The organism is Acidovorax sp. SRB_24 (assembly GCF_012931925.1).
In genome coordinates this window covers 1-17,096 of sequence record NZ_MWOM01000074.1, presented here as the reverse complement: position 1 = coordinate 17,096, position 17,096 = coordinate 1, and the positions used below count along the sequence as shown (strand labels likewise).

Annotated in this window: 13 protein-coding genes; 8 read left to right on the top strand and 5 right to left on the bottom strand. The window is 68.4% G+C overall.

From position 1 onward, the window contains the following. The first annotated feature begins 82 nt into the window (after positions 1–82). Positions 83–952 carry a neutral zinc metallopeptidase gene (locus B2J89_RS18225; protein WP_169170367.1) on the top strand — a complete coding sequence of 290 codons (870 nt, stop codon included), beginning with the start codon at positions 83–85 and terminating at the stop codon, positions 950–952. 184 nt (positions 953–1,136) lie between these two features. Continuing rightward, positions 1,137–2,597: a DEAD/DEAH box helicase gene (locus B2J89_RS18220; RefSeq protein ID WP_169170366.1), complete on the top strand. Its 1,461-nt coding sequence runs from the start codon at positions 1,137–1,139 to the stop codon at positions 2,595–2,597. Positions 2,598–2,734: 137 nt separating this feature from the next. Here B2J89_RS18220 and B2J89_RS18215 read toward each other — a convergent pair whose 3' ends face one another. Beyond that, on the bottom strand, positions 2,735–3,577 hold the full coding sequence (locus B2J89_RS18215) for a symmetrical bis(5'-nucleosyl)-tetraphosphatase (protein ID WP_169170365.1): 843 nt from the start codon (positions 3,575–3,577) through the stop codon (positions 2,735–2,737). Positions 3,578–3,602: 25 nt separating this feature from the next. Here B2J89_RS18215 and B2J89_RS18210 point away from each other — a divergent pair, with 25 nt between their 5' ends. From B2J89_RS18210 to B2J89_RS18195, 4 genes are all read left to right on the top strand, one after another. Continuing rightward, the gene (locus B2J89_RS18210) at positions 3,603–4,910 is read left to right on the top strand and encodes a hemolysin family protein (protein ID WP_169170364.1); all 1,308 of its coding nucleotides are present in this window, start codon (positions 3,603–3,605) and stop codon (positions 4,908–4,910) included. Positions 4,911–5,020: 110 nt separating this feature from the next. Beyond that, positions 5,021–5,308 carry an H-NS family nucleoid-associated regulatory protein gene (locus B2J89_RS18205; protein WP_169170370.1) on the top strand — a complete coding sequence of 96 codons (288 nt, stop codon included), beginning with the start codon at positions 5,021–5,023 and terminating at the stop codon, positions 5,306–5,308. A gap of 371 nt (positions 5,309–5,679) precedes the next feature. Further along, positions 5,680–8,607 carry an aconitate hydratase gene (locus tag B2J89_RS18200; protein WP_169170363.1) on the top strand — a complete coding sequence of 976 codons (2,928 nt, stop codon included), beginning with the start codon at positions 5,680–5,682 and terminating at the stop codon, positions 8,605–8,607. 75 nt (positions 8,608–8,682) lie between these two features. Then, a complete protein-coding gene (locus tag B2J89_RS18195; RefSeq protein ID WP_169170362.1) occupies positions 8,683–9,879 on the top strand; it encodes an FAD-dependent monooxygenase in 1,197 nt (398 codons plus the stop codon). A 56-nt stretch (positions 9,880–9,935) separates the two neighbouring features. Here the strand turns inward: B2J89_RS18195 and B2J89_RS18190 are convergent, their stop codons facing one another. The 4 genes from B2J89_RS18190 to kynB all read right to left on the bottom strand — a co-directional run bounded on the left by B2J89_RS18190 (position 9,936) and on the right by kynB (position 14,287). Beyond that, positions 9,936–11,147: an MFS transporter gene (locus B2J89_RS18190; protein WP_173024782.1), complete on the bottom strand. Its 1,212-nt coding sequence runs from the start codon at positions 11,145–11,147 to the stop codon at positions 9,936–9,938. A gap of 255 nt (positions 11,148–11,402) precedes the next feature. Next, positions 11,403–12,305 (bottom strand): tryptophan 2,3-dioxygenase, encoded by a 903-nt coding sequence (kynA, locus tag B2J89_RS18185; RefSeq protein WP_169170361.1) that lies wholly within the window; start codon positions 12,303–12,305, stop codon positions 11,403–11,405. A gap of 2 nt (positions 12,306–12,307) precedes the next feature. After that, the gene (gene kynU, locus B2J89_RS18180; protein ID WP_169170360.1) at positions 12,308–13,588 is read right to left on the bottom strand and encodes a kynureninase; all 1,281 of its coding nucleotides are present in this window, start codon (positions 13,586–13,588) and stop codon (positions 12,308–12,310) included. A gap of 72 nt (positions 13,589–13,660) precedes the next feature. Next, complete coding sequence (gene kynB / locus B2J89_RS18175) at positions 13,661–14,287, bottom strand: arylformamidase (protein WP_169170359.1); 627 nt, start codon at positions 14,285–14,287, stop codon at positions 13,661–13,663. Between the two features lie 216 nt (positions 14,288–14,503). Here kynB and B2J89_RS18170 point away from each other — a divergent pair, with 216 nt between their 5' ends. Together B2J89_RS18170 and B2J89_RS18165 are read left to right on the top strand one after the other, a co-directional pair. Next, positions 14,504–14,812 carry a FeoA family protein gene (locus tag B2J89_RS18170; RefSeq protein ID WP_169170368.1) on the top strand — a complete coding sequence of 103 codons (309 nt, stop codon included), beginning with the start codon at positions 14,504–14,506 and terminating at the stop codon, positions 14,810–14,812. Continuing rightward, on the top strand, positions 14,809–16,710 hold the full coding sequence (locus B2J89_RS18165; protein WP_169170358.1) for a ferrous iron transporter B: 1,902 nt from the start codon (positions 14,809–14,811) through the stop codon (positions 16,708–16,710). The genes B2J89_RS18170 and B2J89_RS18165 overlap by 4 nt, the downstream gene beginning before the upstream one ends. Positions 16,711–17,096 lie beyond the last annotated feature (386 nt).

Below are 17,096 nucleotides of genomic sequence, written 5' to 3'. Positions count from 1 at the left end.
GCGAGGGTGTTCCGCGGCCCCGCGCCGGGCGTACACTGCCCTTGCCCGCGCCACGCCGCGCGCAACCGCCAGGAGAGACGCCATGAAATGGGAAGGCAATCGCGAGTCGGACAACGTCGAAGACCGCCGCGGCGCAGGCGGCGGCATGCCGGTGTTTGGTGGGCGCAGCATCGGCATCGGCACCATCGTCATCGCCCTGCTGGGGGGCTGGATCTTCGGCATCAATCCGCTGACCATCCTGGGGTTCCTCAGCGGTGGCGGGCAGCCCGCGCAGGTGCAGCAGGCCCCGGCGCAGCGGCCCCCGGCCGACGACCGCATGGCCAAGTTTGTCTCCACCGTGCTGGCCGACACCGAGGATGTCTGGACGGGCATTTTCAGCCAGGGCGGCGGGCGCTACCAGGACCCCAAGCTGGTGCTGTTCCGCGGCGCCACGGCCACGGCCTGCGGCACCGGCCAGGCGGCCATGGGGCCGTTCTATTGCCCGAGCGACCAGAAGGTCTATATCGACCTGGACTTTTACCAAACCCTGAAGAATCAGCTGGGCGCACCGGGCGAGTTTGCGCAGGCCTATGTGATCGCGCACGAGGTCGGCCACCATGTGCAGAACCTGCTGGGCATCAGCGAAAAGGTCGACCAGCAGCGGGGCCGCGTGAGCCAGGCGCAATACAACCAGCTGTCGGTGCGCCTGGAGCTGCAGGCCGATTGCTTTGCCGGCGTCTGGGCCAACCATGCGCAGTCGGCGCGCCAGATCCTGGAGAACGGCGACATCGAGGCCGCCATGAATGCCGCCGCCAAGATCGGCGACGACGCCTTGCAAAAGCAAAGCCAGGGCCGCGTGGTGCCCGAGAGCTTCACCCACGGCACCAGCGCGCAGCGCGTGCGCTGGTTCAACAACGGGCTGCAAAGCGGCAGCGTCCGCGATTGCGACACCTTTTCTGCACGCAGCCTCTGAAGCCGCGCGGGCCTCTGCGTGTATTTGAACGAAAAGGCCTTGCAGGCCAATAGGGCAGGGCGATGCCAGCTATCAAAACCATAGAAAAATGGACCGCAAGGGGCTGCGGCTCGGGCCCTGCGCAGCAGCGCGCGGAGGTGCCGCGGTAGCGTTTGCCGGCGCTGGTGCGACAATAGCAGGCTCAATGACAAGTTCTTTTTCCAATTTATCGCTGGCCGAGCCGCTCGCGCGCGCCGTGGCCGAGATGGGCTACGAGTCCATGACCCCCATCCAGGCGCAGGCCATTCCGGTCGTGCTCACGGGCCAGGACGTGATGGGCGCGGCCCAGACCGGCACCGGCAAGACGGCGGCGTTCTCGCTGCCGCTGCTGCAGCGCCTGCTAAAGCACGAAAGCAGCTCCACCTCGCCCGCACGCCACCCGGTGCGCGCCCTGGTGCTGCTGCCCACGCGTGAACTGGCCGACCAGGTCGCGCAGCAGATCGCGCTCTACGCCAAATACACCAAGTTGCGCAGCACCGTGGTGTTCGGCGGCATGGACATGAAGCCGCAGACGCTCGAACTCAAGAAGGGCATCGAAGTGCTGGTGGCCACGCCGGGGCGCCTGCTCGACCACATCGAGGCCAAGAACGCGGTGCTCAACCAGGTCGAGTACGTGGTGCTCGACGAGGCCGACCGCATGCTCGACATCGGCTTCCTGCCCGACCTGCAGCGCATCCTGTCGTACCTGCCCAAGCGGCGCACCACGCTCTTGTTCAGCGCCACGTTCTCGCCCGAGATCAAGCGCCTGGCCGGCAGCTACCTGCAAAACCCGGTGACCATCGAGGTCGCCCGGCCCAATGAAACCGCCTCCACCGTCGAGCAGCACTTCTACAGCGCGGGCGACGACGACAAGCGCCGCGCCATCCACCAGGTGCTGAAGACGCGTGGCATCAAGCAGGCGTTCATCTTCGTCAACAGCAAGCTCGGCTGCGCGCGCCTGGCGCGCAGCCTCGAGCGCGAGGGCCTCAAGACCACCGCGCTGCACGGCGACAAGAGCCAGGACGAACGCCTGAAGGCGCTCGAATCCTTCAAGAGCGGCGAGGTCGATCTGCTGGTCTGCACCGACGTGGCCGCGCGCGGCCTCGACATCAAGGACGTGCCGGCGGTGTTCAACTTCGACGTGCCGTTCAATGCCGAGGACTACGTGCACCGCATCGGCCGCACGGGCCGCGCGGGCGCCTCGGGCCTGGCGGTCACGCTGGTGTCGGGCAGCGATGCGCGCCTGGTGGCCGACATCGAGAAGCTGCTGAAGAAAAAGATCGAGATCGAAGCGCTCGAATACGACGAAGACCGCCCGCAGGGCCGCATCAACGACGGCCGCCGCGCCTGGCGGGCGAGCGATGCGGACGGCGCGCCGCGCGCACCGTCCGAGCGCCCGCCCTATGCCGAGCGCACCCCGCGCGCACCGCGCAGCGGCTTCCGTCCGGCCGTGGCGTCGCGCGACCCGTTCTTCGAGAAGCCCTACGAGGCCCCGTCAGACGCGGCTGCAGCGCAGTGGGAGTCCGCGCCCCGGTCACCGGCCGGCCGTGGCCTCTCGGCCAACATCAAGCCTAAGCGCAAAGTGGCCGCGCTGTTCAAGCCAGTGGAAAGCGCCACGCAGGCCTGAGGCCTCGGGCGGCGGCGCCGATCGCCGCCGCGCCCGGCCTCCCTGTCTTTTGGCCGGTGCGCCGATGGTCTGGATTTGGGTGAAAACAGGCTGCAGCGTTGATGGGGTAAGCGAAAACAGCTATTTAAATAGTAGCATTACCCCGGCTGCTGTGCCTGCGCGCAGCGCACCTGCAGGCATTCGCGCTCTGCCAAGGTGGCGCCAAAACGCACGGCGCTCAGGCAGCCGCCCCACACACAGCCCGTGTCGAGTCCGAGCAGCCGGGGCCGGTCCATCCAGCCCAGCGTGGACCAGTGCCCGAAGGCCACCAAGGTGTCGGCGCTCTGCCGTCCAGGCACGTCAAACCAGGGCATCAGCCCCGGCGGCGCGGCCGCGGCGCTCTCGGTGCTGTCGAAATCCATGGCCCCGTCGGGGGTGCAAAAGCGCAACCGCGTGAGCGCGTTGACGATCACGCGCAGGCGCTCGGTGCCGGTGAGCGCATCGCTCCAGCGCTCGGGCGTGTTGCCATACATGTGCGGCAGGAACTGCGGCAGATCGGGGCCGCGCAGCACGGCATGCACTTCGGCGGCCCGCGCCAGCGTGTCGTCAGCGCTCCAGTCGGGCAGCACGCCGGCATGCACCATCAGCAGCGGCTCGCCGGCGTGCGTATGCAGGCGCGCCAGGGGCTGCTGGCGCAGCCAATCGAGCAGGGCATCGCGGTCGGGGGCCTGCAACACGTCGGCCAGCGTGTCGCGGCGCGAGATCTTGCGCGCTCCGTGCGCGGCGGCCAGCAGGTGCAGGTCGTGGTTGCCCAGCAGGCACGCCAGGGCGCCCTCGGCCGCCATGCAGCGGCGCAGCACGGCGGCCGATTCGGGGCCGCGATTGACCAGGTCGCCCAGCAGGTAGACCGTGTCGCGGCTGGGCGAGAAATCGATACGCTCGAGCAGGCGCTGCAAGGCGCTGTCGCAGCCCTGGATATCACCGATACAGTAAAGTGCCATCCTGTTCTTTCTTAGTTTTTGATCCATGGATTTTCTGCTGATCGCGCTGCTGACCGTGCTCAATGGCGTGTTCGCGATGTCGGAGCTCGCCCTCGCATCCAGCCGCAAGGCCCGTCTGACGGCCATGGCCGAGGGCGGCGACAAGGGCGCCGACGCGGCGCTGGCCCTGCTGGGCAATCCCACACAGTTTCTTTCGTCGGTGCAGGTCGGCATCACCTCGATCGGCATGCTCAACGGCATCATCGGTGAAGCCGCCTTCAGCGACGACCTGGCGCACTGGCTGCGGTCGCTCGGCATGCCCGAAGGGGCATCGGGCATCACGGCCACGGCCATCGTGGTCACGCTGATCACCTTCATCACCATTGTGTTTGGCGAACTGGTGCCCAAGCGCATCGGCCAGCTCTACCCCGAGACGGTGGCGCGCCTCGTCTCGCGCCCCATGGCGTGGGTGGCCAAGATCGCCAAGCCTTTCGTGGCCCTGCTGGCGGTGTCCACGCAGGGCGTGCTCAGGCTCTTGCGCGTCGACAACGCGGCCGCCCGCGCCGTGACCGAGGAAGAGATCGTCGCCAGCCTCGAAGAAGGACGCAATGCCGGCGTCATCGAGCACCACGAGCACCAGATGGTGCAGAACGTGTTCCGCCTCGACGACCGGCCGCTCACGTCCATCATGGTGCCACGCAGCGACGTGCAGTGGCTCGACGCTTCCCACACGGTGGTGCAGTGCCTGCAAATGGCCAGCGCCAGCGGCAACAAGGGCGCGCATTCGTGGTATCCCGTCTGCCGCAGCTCGCTCGACGATGTGGTCGGCATCATCAGCGTCGCGCATCTGCTCGAGCTCGGCCCCGAGGCCCCCGGCCCCATTGAGCAGCATGTGCAGCCGGCCTCGTTCCTGCCCGAGACGCTCAGCGGCATGGAGTTGCTCGAGCAGTTTCGCGCGCGCTCGGGCCGCATGGTTTTCGTGGTCGATGAATATGGCGTGGTGCAAGGCATCATGACGCCGCGCGATTTGCTCGAAGCCATTACCGGCGAATTGCAGCCCGGTGCCGCCACCGATGCCTGGGCGGTGCAGCGCGAAGACGGTTCGTGGCTGCTGGACGGCCTGATGCCCGTCTCGGAATTGAAAGCGCGCCTGGATATCCGCGATCTGCCGGAAGAAGAGCGCGGGCGCTATAACACGTTGGCCGGATTATTGATGGCCGAATCGGGCCATATGCCCGAAGTGGCAGAGCGCATTGCGTGCGAAGGCTGGATATTCGAGGTGCTCGATCTCGATGGCAAACGCATCGACAAGGTTTTGGCGCAAAAGGCGCCGGCCCCAGAAACCCCCGACTGACGGATACAGCAATAATGCACACATTAGTCGGGACATAAGACGTGGTTTGCGTGCAGACCCGCAATGATGTTTCTATAATCACCGCTTCATCAACACAACGTCAACCTACCATGACCAGTTACAAAGAACTGCTGAAACAGCGCGAAGCCCTTGAAAAGCAAATCAACGAAGCCCGCCACCAGGAATTGGCCGGCGCTTTGACCCAGGTGCGTGCGCTGGTGGAAGAGTTTGGCCTGACTGCGCAAGACGTTTTCCCTGCCGCGCGTGCGCGCAGCAGCGCTAGCGGCTCCAAAGTGGCCCCCAAATACCGCGACCCCGCCACAGGCCAGACCTGGACCGGCCGCGGCAAGGCGCCCAAATGGATTCAGAACGAAGACCGCGCAAAGTTCGCGATCTGAACAGGTTTTCCCTGTTTGTGCCCCCAAAGCCCGCCTCGGCGGGCTTTTTTGGGCCCAGAAATTCCCGCTATTCCGGTTAACCCCGCCACCAGAAGTTTCCATGGCGCCCCATTGCGATGGGCAGATGCGGCTTCGAAAAAAGGTTCAGTTGTTTTTGCGGCCTTTGAGTGCAGCCCTATATCGCGAGGCAATATCGCTGCCGCAGAGCGCAGGGCACGCATATTCGCTGGATGAAACACAGCCGTTCAGCCTTGGCGCGGCAGGAATCGATGGGGCACTGCCATGAAACCATTGCGCGCGAAAGACAGCACGCGCCAGTACTTTTCACCAAGGTGCCAGAATGGGGTTTGTCACCGTCACAGGAGTACGCCATGGTCCAGTCGTCGCCAAAATCCCACCCTCACGCGTTTGCATTCACGCTCAAGAGTTTCGAAACGGCCTCTGGCAAGACAGGCACGCTGTATTCTTTGCCCGCGCTGGCCCAGCAGTTTCCGCAAATCCAGCGTTTACCGGTGTCGATCCGCATCGTGCTGGAGTCGGTGCTGCGCAACTGCGATGGCCTCAAAGTGGCTCCTGCGCACGTGGAGCAGCTGGCGCAGTGGAAGCCCCAGGCCGCGCGCACCGAAGAAATTCCGTTTGTGGTGTCGCGCGTGGTGCTGCAGGACTTTACCGGCGTGCCGCTGCTGGCCGATCTGGCCGCGATGCGCAGCACGGCCGCCCGCCTTGGCCAGGACCCGAAGAAGATCGAACCGCTGGTGCCCGTGGATCTGGTGGTGGACCACTCGATCATGGTCGACTCCTACGGCCAGAAAGACTCGCTCGACCTCAATATGAAGCTCGAATTCCAGCGCAACCGCGAGCGCTACGAATTCATGAAATGGGGCATGCAGGCATTCGATACCTTTGGTGTCGTGCCCCCGGGCTTTGGCATCGTGCACCAGGTCAACCTGGAGTATCTGGCGCGCGGCGTGCACCGAACCCAGGATGGCGTGTACTACCCCGACACCCTGGTCGGCACCGACAGCCACACCACGATGATCAACGGCATTGGCGTGGTCGGCTGGGGCGTGGGCGGCATCGAGGCCGAGGCCGCCATGCTCGGGCAGCCGGTGTACATGCTGACCCCCGACGTGGTCGGCGTGGAGTTGACGGGCCGGCTGCGCGAAGGCGTCACCGCCACCGACCTGGTGCTCACGGTGACCGAGCTGCTGCGCCGCCACAAGGTGGTGGGCAAATTTGTCGAGTTTTTTGGCGAAGGCACGCGCACCTTGGCCTTGCCCGACCGCGCAACCATTGGCAACATGGCGCCCGAGTACGGCGCCACGATGGGCTTCTTTCCGGTTGATGAAAAAACCATCGAGTATTTCCGCGGCACCGGCCGCACGCAGGACGAAATCGAAGCGTTCGAAGCCTATTTCAAGGCCCAGAGCCTGTTTGGCATCCCCCAGCAGGGCGAAATCGACTATTCGCAGGTGATCGCGCTGGACCTGGACAGCGTCACCCCGAGCCTGGCGGGTCCGAAGCGGCCGCAGGACCGCATCGAGCTTGGCCAGGTGTCCGCGCAGTTCGCGTCGCTGTTTTCCAAGTCCAATGCCGAGAACGGCTTCAACCAGAGCGCCGCCCTGCTGCACACGCGCCACCATGTGCGCCACGGCGAGGCCGAGCAGCCAGAGGCGGTGGCCGCCGCAAGCGTGCCCACCCCCATCGGCGCGCCGCGCTCGGTCGTCGAGATGGAGGGCAACAAGCCGACGCTGGCCAGCGCGCACAGCGAGGCCAGTGTGCAGGTCAAACCCTCGGGTCCCGACCTGGCCATCGGCAACGGCGACGTGCTGATCGCCGCCATCACCAGCTGCACCAACACCTCCAACCCGAGCGTTCTGCTGGCGGCCGGCCTGCTGGCCAAGAAGGCGGTGGAGGCGGGCCTGAGCGTGCAGCCGCACATCAAGACCTCGCTGGCGCCGGGCTCGCGCATCGTGACCGAGTACCTCACGCAAACGGGGCTGATGCCGTACCTCGAGCAGCTGGGTTTTTCTCTGGCAGGCTACGGCTGCACGACCTGCATCGGCAACTCGGGGGACCTCACCCCCGAGCTCAACGAAGCCATCACCAGCAACGACCTCGTCTGTGCCGCCGTGCTGTCGGGCAACCGCAACTTCGAGGCACGCATCCACCCCAATATCAAGGCCAATTTTCTGGCCAGCCCGCCGCTGGTGGTGGCCTACGCCATTGCCGGCACGGTGCTCAAGGACTTGACCAGCCAGCCGGTGGGGCAGGCGCGCAATGGCAAAGACGTGTACCTGGCGGACATCTGGCCCAGCAGCGACGAGATCCAGGCCCTGATGCGATTCGCCATGAACGGCACGGCGTTCCGCGACAACTATGCCAAGGTCAAAACCGAGCCGGGCGAACTCTGGGGCGGTATCCGGGGCGTGGGCGGCGACACCTACACCTGGCCCGCCAGCACCTACATCGCCGAGCCGCCGTTTTTCAGCGGTTTCACGCTGCAAGCCGCGTCCCCCCAGGCGGCTGCCAGCGCGGGCGGGTCCGGCGCCATCGACGCCTCGGTGCACGGCGCCCGAATCATGGCGCTGTTTGGCGACTCCATCACCACCGACCACATCTCGCCGGCCGGCTCCATCAAGGACAGCTCGCCCGCCGGACAGTGGCTGCAGCAGCACGGCGTGATGAAGGCGGACTTCAACAGCTATGGTGCGCGCCGCGGCAACCACGACGTGATGATGCGCGGCACCTTCGCCAACGTGCGCATCAAGAACCTGATGCTGCCGCCCGGGCCCGACGGCTCGCGCGAAGAAGGCGGCGTGACCCTGTTCCAGAACGAGGGCCCGCTGCAGGGCGAGAAGATGTTCATCTTCGACGCCGCCATGCAGTACATGGCGCAGGGCACGCCCACGGTGGTGTTCGCGGGCGAGGAATACGGCACGGGTTCGAGCCGCGACTGGGCCGCCAAGGGCACGCAGCTGCTGGGCATCAAGGCCGTGGTGGCCCGGAGCTTCGAGCGCATCCACCGCTCGAACCTCGTCGGCATGGGCGTGCTGCCGCTGCAGTTCAAGGGCCAGGATTCGTGGGAGTCGCTCGCGCTCACGGGCATCGAAACCATCGACGTGCGGCCCGACGCTGCGCTCACGCCGCAAAGCGACGCCACCCTGGTCGTCCACCGCGCGGACGGCACGCGCCAGGAGGTGCAGGTCACGCTGCGCATCGACACGCCGATCGAGGTCGACTACTACCGCGCCGGCGGCATCCTGCCCTATGTGCTGCGCCAGCTGCTGGCCGCCTGACCCGGCCCGTGCTTCGGCACGGCCCGGACCCCTGCGCTGCGCCGCGGGGCCGGTGGCAGCAGGCACAATGGCCGCATGAACAAGCAGGTGTTGATTGCCGGCGGCGGCATCGGGGGGCTGGCGGCTGCGCTGGGCGCGTCGCGGGCCGGTTGGGACGTGCGCCTGTACGAGCGCGCTGGCGCGTTCAGCGAAGTGGGGGCAGGCGTGCAGTTGGGGCCCAACGTGGTGCGCCGCCTGCAGGCCTGGGGCCTGCAGCGCGCGCTGCAGTCGGTCGCGGCTTTTCCCGAGCGGCTGCAGGTGCGCAGCGCGCTGTCGGGGCGCGAACTGGCGGTGTTGCCGCTGGGCGCCGACGCCGTGCAGCGCTACGGCGCCGCCTACGCCACCGTGCACCGCGCCGACCTGCACGGCGTGCTGCTGGCGGCCGTCGAAACCTGCGAGAGCGTCCAGCTCAACCTGGGCCTGGGCATTGAGCGCCATGCCGAGGCCAACGGCGCCATCCTGGTGCGCACCACGCGCGGCAAGGACGTCGAGGGCGACGCCCTGATCGGCGCCGACGGCCTGTGGAGCCACACGCGCGTGCAGCTGCTCGGCGACGGACCGCCGCGCAGCACCGGCCACCTGGCCTACCGCGCCATCGTGCCCCAGCGCGCCCTGCCCAAGGCCCTGCGCACGCGGCAGGTCACCGCCTGGCTCGGGCCGCGCCTGCACGCCGTGCAGTACCCGGTGCGCCGCGGCGAGCTGCAAAACATCGTCGTCATCGTGCAGGGGCCGGCGCGGCAGGACCTGCAAAGCTGGGACCATGCGGCCAACGCCGCCGACCTCAAGGGGGCCCTCGCCGGCAGCTGCAGCGCGCTGCAAACCCTGGTGCGCAGTGTCCCGGCCTGGCGCCTGTGGCCGCTGTCCGATCGCCCCCCGGTGCGCAGTGCGGCGCAGATGGCGCAGGGCCTGGTGGCGCTGCTGGGCGACGCCGCGCACCCGATGCGCCCCTACCTGGCGCAGGGCGCCGGCATGGCCATTGAAGACGCCGCGCAGCTGCAGCATGCCCTGGCCATGCACGACCTGGAGGTGCCGCTGCGCCTGCGCCGCTACGCGCTCAACCGCTGGGAGCGCAACGCGCGCGTGCAGGCGCGTTCGCAGCGCAACGGGCGCATCTTCCACGCCACCGGCCCGGTGCGCTGGGGGCGCGACGCCGCGCTGCGCCTGCTCGGGCCGCGCCTGCTGGACCTGCCGTGGCTGTACCGCGGCGATGGCTCCAGCGCCAGCTCGCTTTAAGGGCTATAAAAAAACAGAGCTGCCAGCGCTTTTCCCATAAGCGCTGGCGTGCTTTTTCATGCGGATTCTGTGCCGTGCGCCGCGGGCTGCCGCAGCAGCGGCGACACCGGCAGCCAGCGGAACGCGGTCGAACCCAACGCCAGCAAGGCGGCAATGGTCGCCATCACCGCGCGGTAGGGCTCGAGCCCCTGGCCCTGCGCCCAGTCGGCGACCCAGCCGGTCAGCGACTGCACCAGGCCCACGCCGAGGAACATGGCCATGGTGAACACCGACAGCGCGCGCCCGGTCAGGTCGGGCGGGTAGGACGAGCGCACGTCGGAATACTGCAGCACCGAGTAACCCGACAGCACCGCAATGACCACCACCAGCGCCAGGTTCAGCGCGGCGTGGTGCACCAGCCCCACGCCCAGGTACAGCGCGGCTGCCAGCAGCGAGAAGTTGACCACCCAGGCGCGCCGGCGCGCCGGTCCCGGATCGAGGCGGCCAAAGAGGGCCGGACTGAACAGCGAAATCAGCGACATCACGAGGGCCATGTTGCCGCTCTCGACCAGCGTGAAGCCATAGCGGTCGATCAGCATCGGCCCGATCCAGAGGCCGCGCAGCGCCAGGAACGAGGCATAGGCCACCATGCCCAGCAGCAGGATGCCCAGCGTGTGCGGCAGCATGAACAGCGCGCCAAAGCGGCGCACGGCCGTGCCCCAGCGCTCGCGCGCGGGCGCGGGGCCGGGCAGCGCCGGCTCGTGCACGCAGCGCCAGATCAGCAGCCACGCCAGCGCCGACAGCAGCGCCAGCAGCGCAAAGCCGCTGCGCCAGCCGTGCTGCTGCACCAGCCAGGCCAGCGGCGTGCCGGTCAGCAGCAGGCCCAGGCCGCCCACGCCCATGCCCACGCCCGACAGGAAGGCAAAGCGCGAACTCGGGAAATGGCGCGAGATGAACACCGTGCAGGCCAGGAAGGCCGGCGCGCAGCCCACGCCGATGAGCAGCTGGCCGAACATCAGCCAGCCATAGCCGGGCGCCCAGGCCGACACGGCAGCGCCGGCAATGGCCAGCGGAAAGGCGCTGAGCACGGTGCGGCGCAGGCCGTACAGGTCCATGCCAATGCCCATGAAAAATTGCGTCACGCCAAACGACAGGCCAAACAGCCCGGCAAACGCGCCCAGCGACGCCGGCGAGAGGCCAAAGTCGCCCTGCAGGCCGGTCGCCATGATGGCGGTGACGGTGCGGTAGGCCTGGCTCAGCGCAAAGGCCGAGAGCAGCGCCAGCAGCATGAACCACAGCGTGGCCTGCGAGGGCGGCGCGGGCTGGGGCGAGGAATCCGGCAAGGGTGCCGGGTGCGCAGGGACGGCAGGGGGATGGGGCACGGGGGATGAAACGGGCGAGGGTTGCGGGGGCACGGCGGGTGTCTTTTGAAGCGTGCAGCCTACACGCTGGCGCGCCTGGGCGCTGTCGCGGCGGCAGCACTCCGGTTTTGATAGCTGTCAGCGCTTTCTGTACCAGCGCTGGAGGCCGATGGGGCCTGAAGTTTACAGGCTGGTGCGCAGCGACCAGATCTCGGGGAACAGCACCACGTCGAGCATCTTGCGCAGGTAGCTCACGCCGCCCGTGCCGCCGGTGCCGCGCTTGAAGCCGATGATCCGCTCCACCGTGGTCACATGGCGAAAGCGCCACAGGCGGAAAGCGTCCTCGAGGTCGGTGAGTTCTTCACCGAGCTGGTACAGGTCCCAATGCCGCTGCGGGTCGCGGTAGACGGTGAGCCACGCCTGCTCGACGGCCGGGTCGGCGGCATACGGCTGCGTCCAGTCGCGCTCGAGGTGGCTGGCCGGCACGTCGATGCCGCGCCGCGCCAGCAGGCGCAGCGCTTCGTCGTAGAGCGAGGGCGCCTCGAACGCGGCCTGCACCTGCGTGAGCCGCGCAGGGTGGTGCGCGTGCGGCTGCAGCATGGCGGCGTTCTTGTTGCCCAGGGCAAACTCGATGCAGCGGTACTGGTAGCTCTGGAAGCCGCTCGACTCGCCCAGGTAGGGGCGGATCGCGCTGTACTCGGGCGGCGTCATGGTGGCCAGCACATCCCAAGCGTGCACCAGCTGCTCCAAAATTTTGGACACGCGCGCGAGCATCTTGAAGGCCGGCGGCAACTGGTCTTGCGCGATCAGGGCGATGGCCGCGTGCAGCTCGTGCAGCATGAGCTTCATCCACAGCTCGCTGGTCTGGTGCTGCACGATGAACAGCATCTCGTCGTGCGCGGGCGAGAGCGGTTTTTGCGCGCCGAGGATCGCGTCGAGCTGCAGGTAGTCGCCATAGCCCATGCGCTGGCTGAAGTCGAGCTGGGCGTGCTCGGCGCGCACGATGGCTTCGGGCGTGGGGCTGGACGAAGAGGCCGCAGCTGCGCCAGCGGCGGCAGGGCCGGGGGAGAAGGGGCAGTCAGACATGGTCAGGTCACCGCGTTGAGTTGGTGGAATTCGGGGCGCTGCCATTCGCCGCTGTAGAGCACCTCGCGCAGCTGCTCGGCGGCGTGCCAGACCTCTTCAAAGCCCAGGTACAGCGGCGTGAAGCCAAAGCGCAGGATGTCCTTGTGCGGGCCGGTGCCGCCGTCGCCCTGGCGGAAGTCGCCGACCACGCCGCGCGCAATCAGCGCCTGCACGATGGCGTAGGCACCTACCTCCCTGGTCAGGCACACCTGCGAGCCGCGCTGGGCGTGGGCGCGCGGCGTGGCCAGGCCCAGGCCGTGGCCGGCGCAGCGTTCCTCGACGAGCGCGATGAACAGGTCGGTCAGCGCCAGCGACTTGGCGCGCAGCGCCGCCATGCCGCCCAGCGGCTGTGCGGCATCGAACACATCAAGCCCGCACTGCAGCGCCGACAGACTGAGGATCGGCTGCGTGCCGCACAGGTAGCGGCGGATGCCGGGCGCCGGCTGGTAGCCGGGCGTGAAGGCGAACGGCGCGGCGTGGCCGAACCAGCCCGACAGCGGCTGCCAGAAACGGTCGGTGTGGCGCGGATGCACCCAGACGAACGCTGGCGCGCCGGGACCGCCGTTCAGGTACTTGTAGCCGCAGCCGATCGCAAAGTCGGCCTGGGCCGCGTGCAGGTCGACCGGCACGGCGCCCGCGCTGTGCGCGAGGTCCCACACCGCCAGCACCCCCGCCGCGTGCGCCGCGGCCGTGACGGCCGCCATGTCGTGCATGGCACCGGTGCGGTAGTTGACGTGCGTGAGCATCAGCACGGCCACGTCGTCCTGCAGTGCGCCAGCGATGGCTTCGGGCTCGAGCAGCACGAGCTCGAGCCCGCGCTCGCGGCACAGGCCCTCGGCGATGTAGAGGTCGGTGGGGAAGTTGCTGCGCTCGCTCAGCACCTTGGTGCGCGCCGGCGCGTCGGCCTGCGCAATGTGCAGCGCGGCGCTGAGCACCTTGTAGAGGTTGATCGAGGTGCTGTCGGTGCACACGACCTCGTTCGGGCGTGCGCCGAGCAGCGGCGCGAGCTGGTTGCCCAGGCGCTGCGGCAGGTCGACCCAGCCGGCGTCGTTCCACGAGCGGACCAGGCCCTGCGCCCATTCACGCTGCACCACGTCGGCGACGCGCGCGGCCGCGGCCTTCGGCGCCACGCCCAGCGAGTTGCCGTCGAGGTAGACCACGCCGTCCGGCAGCGTGAAATGCTGGCGCAGCGGCGCCAGGGGGTCTTGCGCGTCGAGCGCGCGGCAGTCTTGCAAGTTGGTCATGCGGTAATTCTTTCTTTTTGATAGCTGCCAGCGCTTATCCAGCAAGCGTTTGGGGCCGAAAAGACTTGAAATTCAGGCCAGGGAGCGCAGCACGGCGCGCACCGGCGAGGCGTCGGCGCTCGTGAGCTTGAGCGGCAGCGCGATCAGCTCGTAGTCGCCCTCGGGCACGGCGTCGAGCACCAGGTTCTCGAGCACGCGCAGGCCGCGGCGGCGGATCACCTGGTGGCTCGCCAGCGGCTTGCTGTCGGCCGGGTCGATGCTGGCGGTGTCGATGCCCACGAGCTGCACGCCCAGGTCGGCCAGGCGCTCGATGGTGTCGGGCGCGTAGGCGGCGAGGTGCGCGTCCCACTGCGTGGGCGCCCGAGCATAGGTGCGCACCAGCACACGCGGCGGCAGGTCGGCCAGCGCATGCGCGAGGTGGCGCCATTCGATCAGCGCGCCGCAGCCGATGGCGTGGACCACGCGGCAGCGCCCCAGGAAAGGCTCGAGCGGCAGCTCGCCGATGCTGGCGCCCTGCGCGTCGTAGTGCAGCGGCGCGTCGGCATGAGCGCCGACATGCGGCGAGAGCGTGATGCTGCTCACGTTGACCGGGCAGCCGGGCGCGATGGTGGCGCTCCACTGCTGCTGGTAGGGCGTGTCGCCGGGAAAAACGGGCGATGCCGGGTGCACGGCGGGGGAGATGTCCCACAGGTTCTTCATGGGCCAGAAGGTAGCGCCGTGGCCACGCCGTGGTGTCGCTTCATTGCAACAGCGCGGTAAAAACCTGCCGCGTGCCGATCCAAATGGCATTTGCGCCACCGCAAAGGAAGGCGCTGGCAAGCGGCAGGAGGGCGCAGAAAAATCCCCGCGAAAGGCCGGGAATTCATAGAATGAGAACCATTCCTATTTTCGTTGGAGAGGGTCTCTGTGACCGCGATGCCCTGGAACGTTGCTGCCGCTCCCGCAGCGGGCGAATGCAGCCTGGCCGACCTGCCGCTGCGCACCGACGCCTGGGTGCGCGCGCTGCACATGGACGCCGCGCCGCACGAGCGCGATGTGCTGCTGCGCCTGCTGGAAATCGGTTTTCTGCCCGGCGAGCCGGTGCGCGTCGTGGCGCGGGCGCCGGCCGGCGGCGATCCGCTGGCGGTGCGCGTGGGGCGCACCACGTTCGCGCTGCGCCGGCGCGAGGCGGCCCTGGTGCGCGTGGGCAGCACGCCGCCCGGCGCGCTGGCGGAGGCCGCATGAGTGGCGCCGCTGCAGTTTCAAGCCCCGCTGCGCCCTGGAAACTCGCGCTGCTGGGCCACCCCAACAGCGGCAAGACGGCGCTGTTCAACCTGCTCACCGGCAGCCGCCAGAAAGTGGCGAACTACGCCGGCGTGACCGTGGAGCGCAAGGAGGGGCTGCTGACCACGGCCTCGGGCCAGCGCGTGCGCGTGCTCGACCTGCCCGGCGCCTACAGCCTGAACGCGCTGAGCGCCGACGAAGCCGTCACGCGCGACGTGGTGCTGGGCCGGCGCGCCAGCGAGGCCGCGCCCGACCTGCTGGTCTGCGTGGTCGATGCCACCAACCTGCCATTGGGCCTGCGCATGGTGCTGGAGACGCGGGCCATGGGGGGGCCGATGGTGCTGGTGCTCAACATGAGCGATGCGGCGCGCCGCGCCGGCCTGGCCATCGACCGCGCGCTGCTCGCGCGCGAACTCGGCATGCCCGTGGTCGAGACCGTGGGCATCCGCAAGGGCGGGGCGCAGCAGCTGCTGCAGTTCATCGACGGCTGGCGCGGCGCGCAGGCGGGCGCCGGCGCCGCCCTGCGGCCCTGGCAGCCGCAAGGCCCCGAACAGGTGCTGCGCACGCAGCAGGAGGTGCGCCGCATCCTGCGCCTGGCGGTGCAGGCGCCCGCGGGCCAGGCGTTGCGTAGCGAGGCCATCGACCGCGTGCTGCTGCACCCGCTGTGGGGCACGCTGGTGCTGGCCGCCACGCTGTTCCTGATGTTCCAGGCGGTGTTCAGCTGGGCCAAGGTGCCGATGGAGGCCATCACCGGCGCCTTTGACGCGCTGGGCCAGGCGGTGCGCGCGCACATGGCCGACGGCGTGCTGCGCAGCCTGCTGGTCGACGGCATCCTGGCCGGCGCGGGCGGCGTGCTGGTGTTCCTGCCGCAGATCCTGGTCTTGTTCCTGTTCATCCTGGCGCTCGAAGACTCGGGCTACCTGCCGCGCGCGGCCTTCCTGCTCGACCGCCTGATGGGCACGGTGGGGCTGTCGGGGCGCGCGTTCATTCCGCTCCTGTCGAGTTTTGCCTGCGCCATCCCCGGCATCATGGCCACGCGCACCATCCCCCACTGGCGCGAACGGCTCACCACGATCCTGGTGGCGCCGCTCATGACCTGCTCGGCGCGTCTGCCGGTGTATGCGCTGCTGATTGCCGCCTTCATTCCGGCGCGCACCGTCTGGGGCGTGTTCAGCCTGCAGGGGCTGGTGCTGTTCGCGCTCTACCTGGGCGGCATCGCCAGCGCCATGGCCGTGGCGGCGGTGATGAAGCTCTGGCGCGGCCGCATGCAGCCCACGCCGTTGCTCATGGAGCTGCCGCCCTACCGCTGGCCCCACCTGCGCAGCCTGGCGCGCGGCCTGCAGGAGCGCGCGGCCATCTTCTTGAAGCGCGTGGGCGGCATCATTCTGGCGCTCACGGTGCTGCTGTGGTTCCTGTCGTCGTTCCCCGGCGCACCCGCGGGCGCGCCGGGCCCGGCCATCCAGTACAGCCTGGCCGGCCAGCTGGGGCGCTGGCTCGAAGTGCTGTTTGCGCCACTCGGCTTTACCTGGCAGATCGCCGTCGCGCTGGTGCCGGGCATGGCGGCGCGCGAGGTAGTGGTGAGCGCACTGGGCACGGTCTATGCGCTCTCGGCCACGGGCGACGGCGTGGCGGCGCAGCTCGGCCCGCTGATTGCCCACCAGTGGTCGCTGGCCACGGCGCTGTCGCTCCTGGTGTGGTTTGTGTTTGCGCCGCAGTGCTTTTCGACGCTGGCCACGGTGCGCCGCGAAACCAATTCCTGGCGCCTGGCCGCGCTGATGGCGGCGTACCTGTTTGCGCTCGCCTACGGCGCCAGTTTCATCACCTACCGGCTGGCGCTGGTGTTGACAGGAGGGGCATGACCATGTGGCAAGACTGTGTCGTGGGCGCCATCGTGGCCCTGGCGGCGCTGTATGCGCTGTGGTACTGGATGCCTGCCGCCCTGCGCCGCCGTCTGGGTTTTGTGCGGCCGGCGCTGGCTGAGAAGTCGGGCTGCGGGTCTTGCAGCAGCTGTGGGGGCTGCGGGAATGCTCCTACTGCTGCGTCCGGCGGTGTGCCGGAGGGTGGTGTGGAAGGCCGGAAACCGGTGTGGATGGCGCCGGATCGGTGAGTGGTATTTGGGGTTTTATTTGGCGCTGGGGCGTGCCTGGCTTGCGTGGGTAGCTATTGTTTTGTGGTTTGTGGTGTTCTATGGGCGCGCTCTTTGCTGAGGCTGCTGGCCGGGATGTGCGCCCGGCGGCGCAGTAAC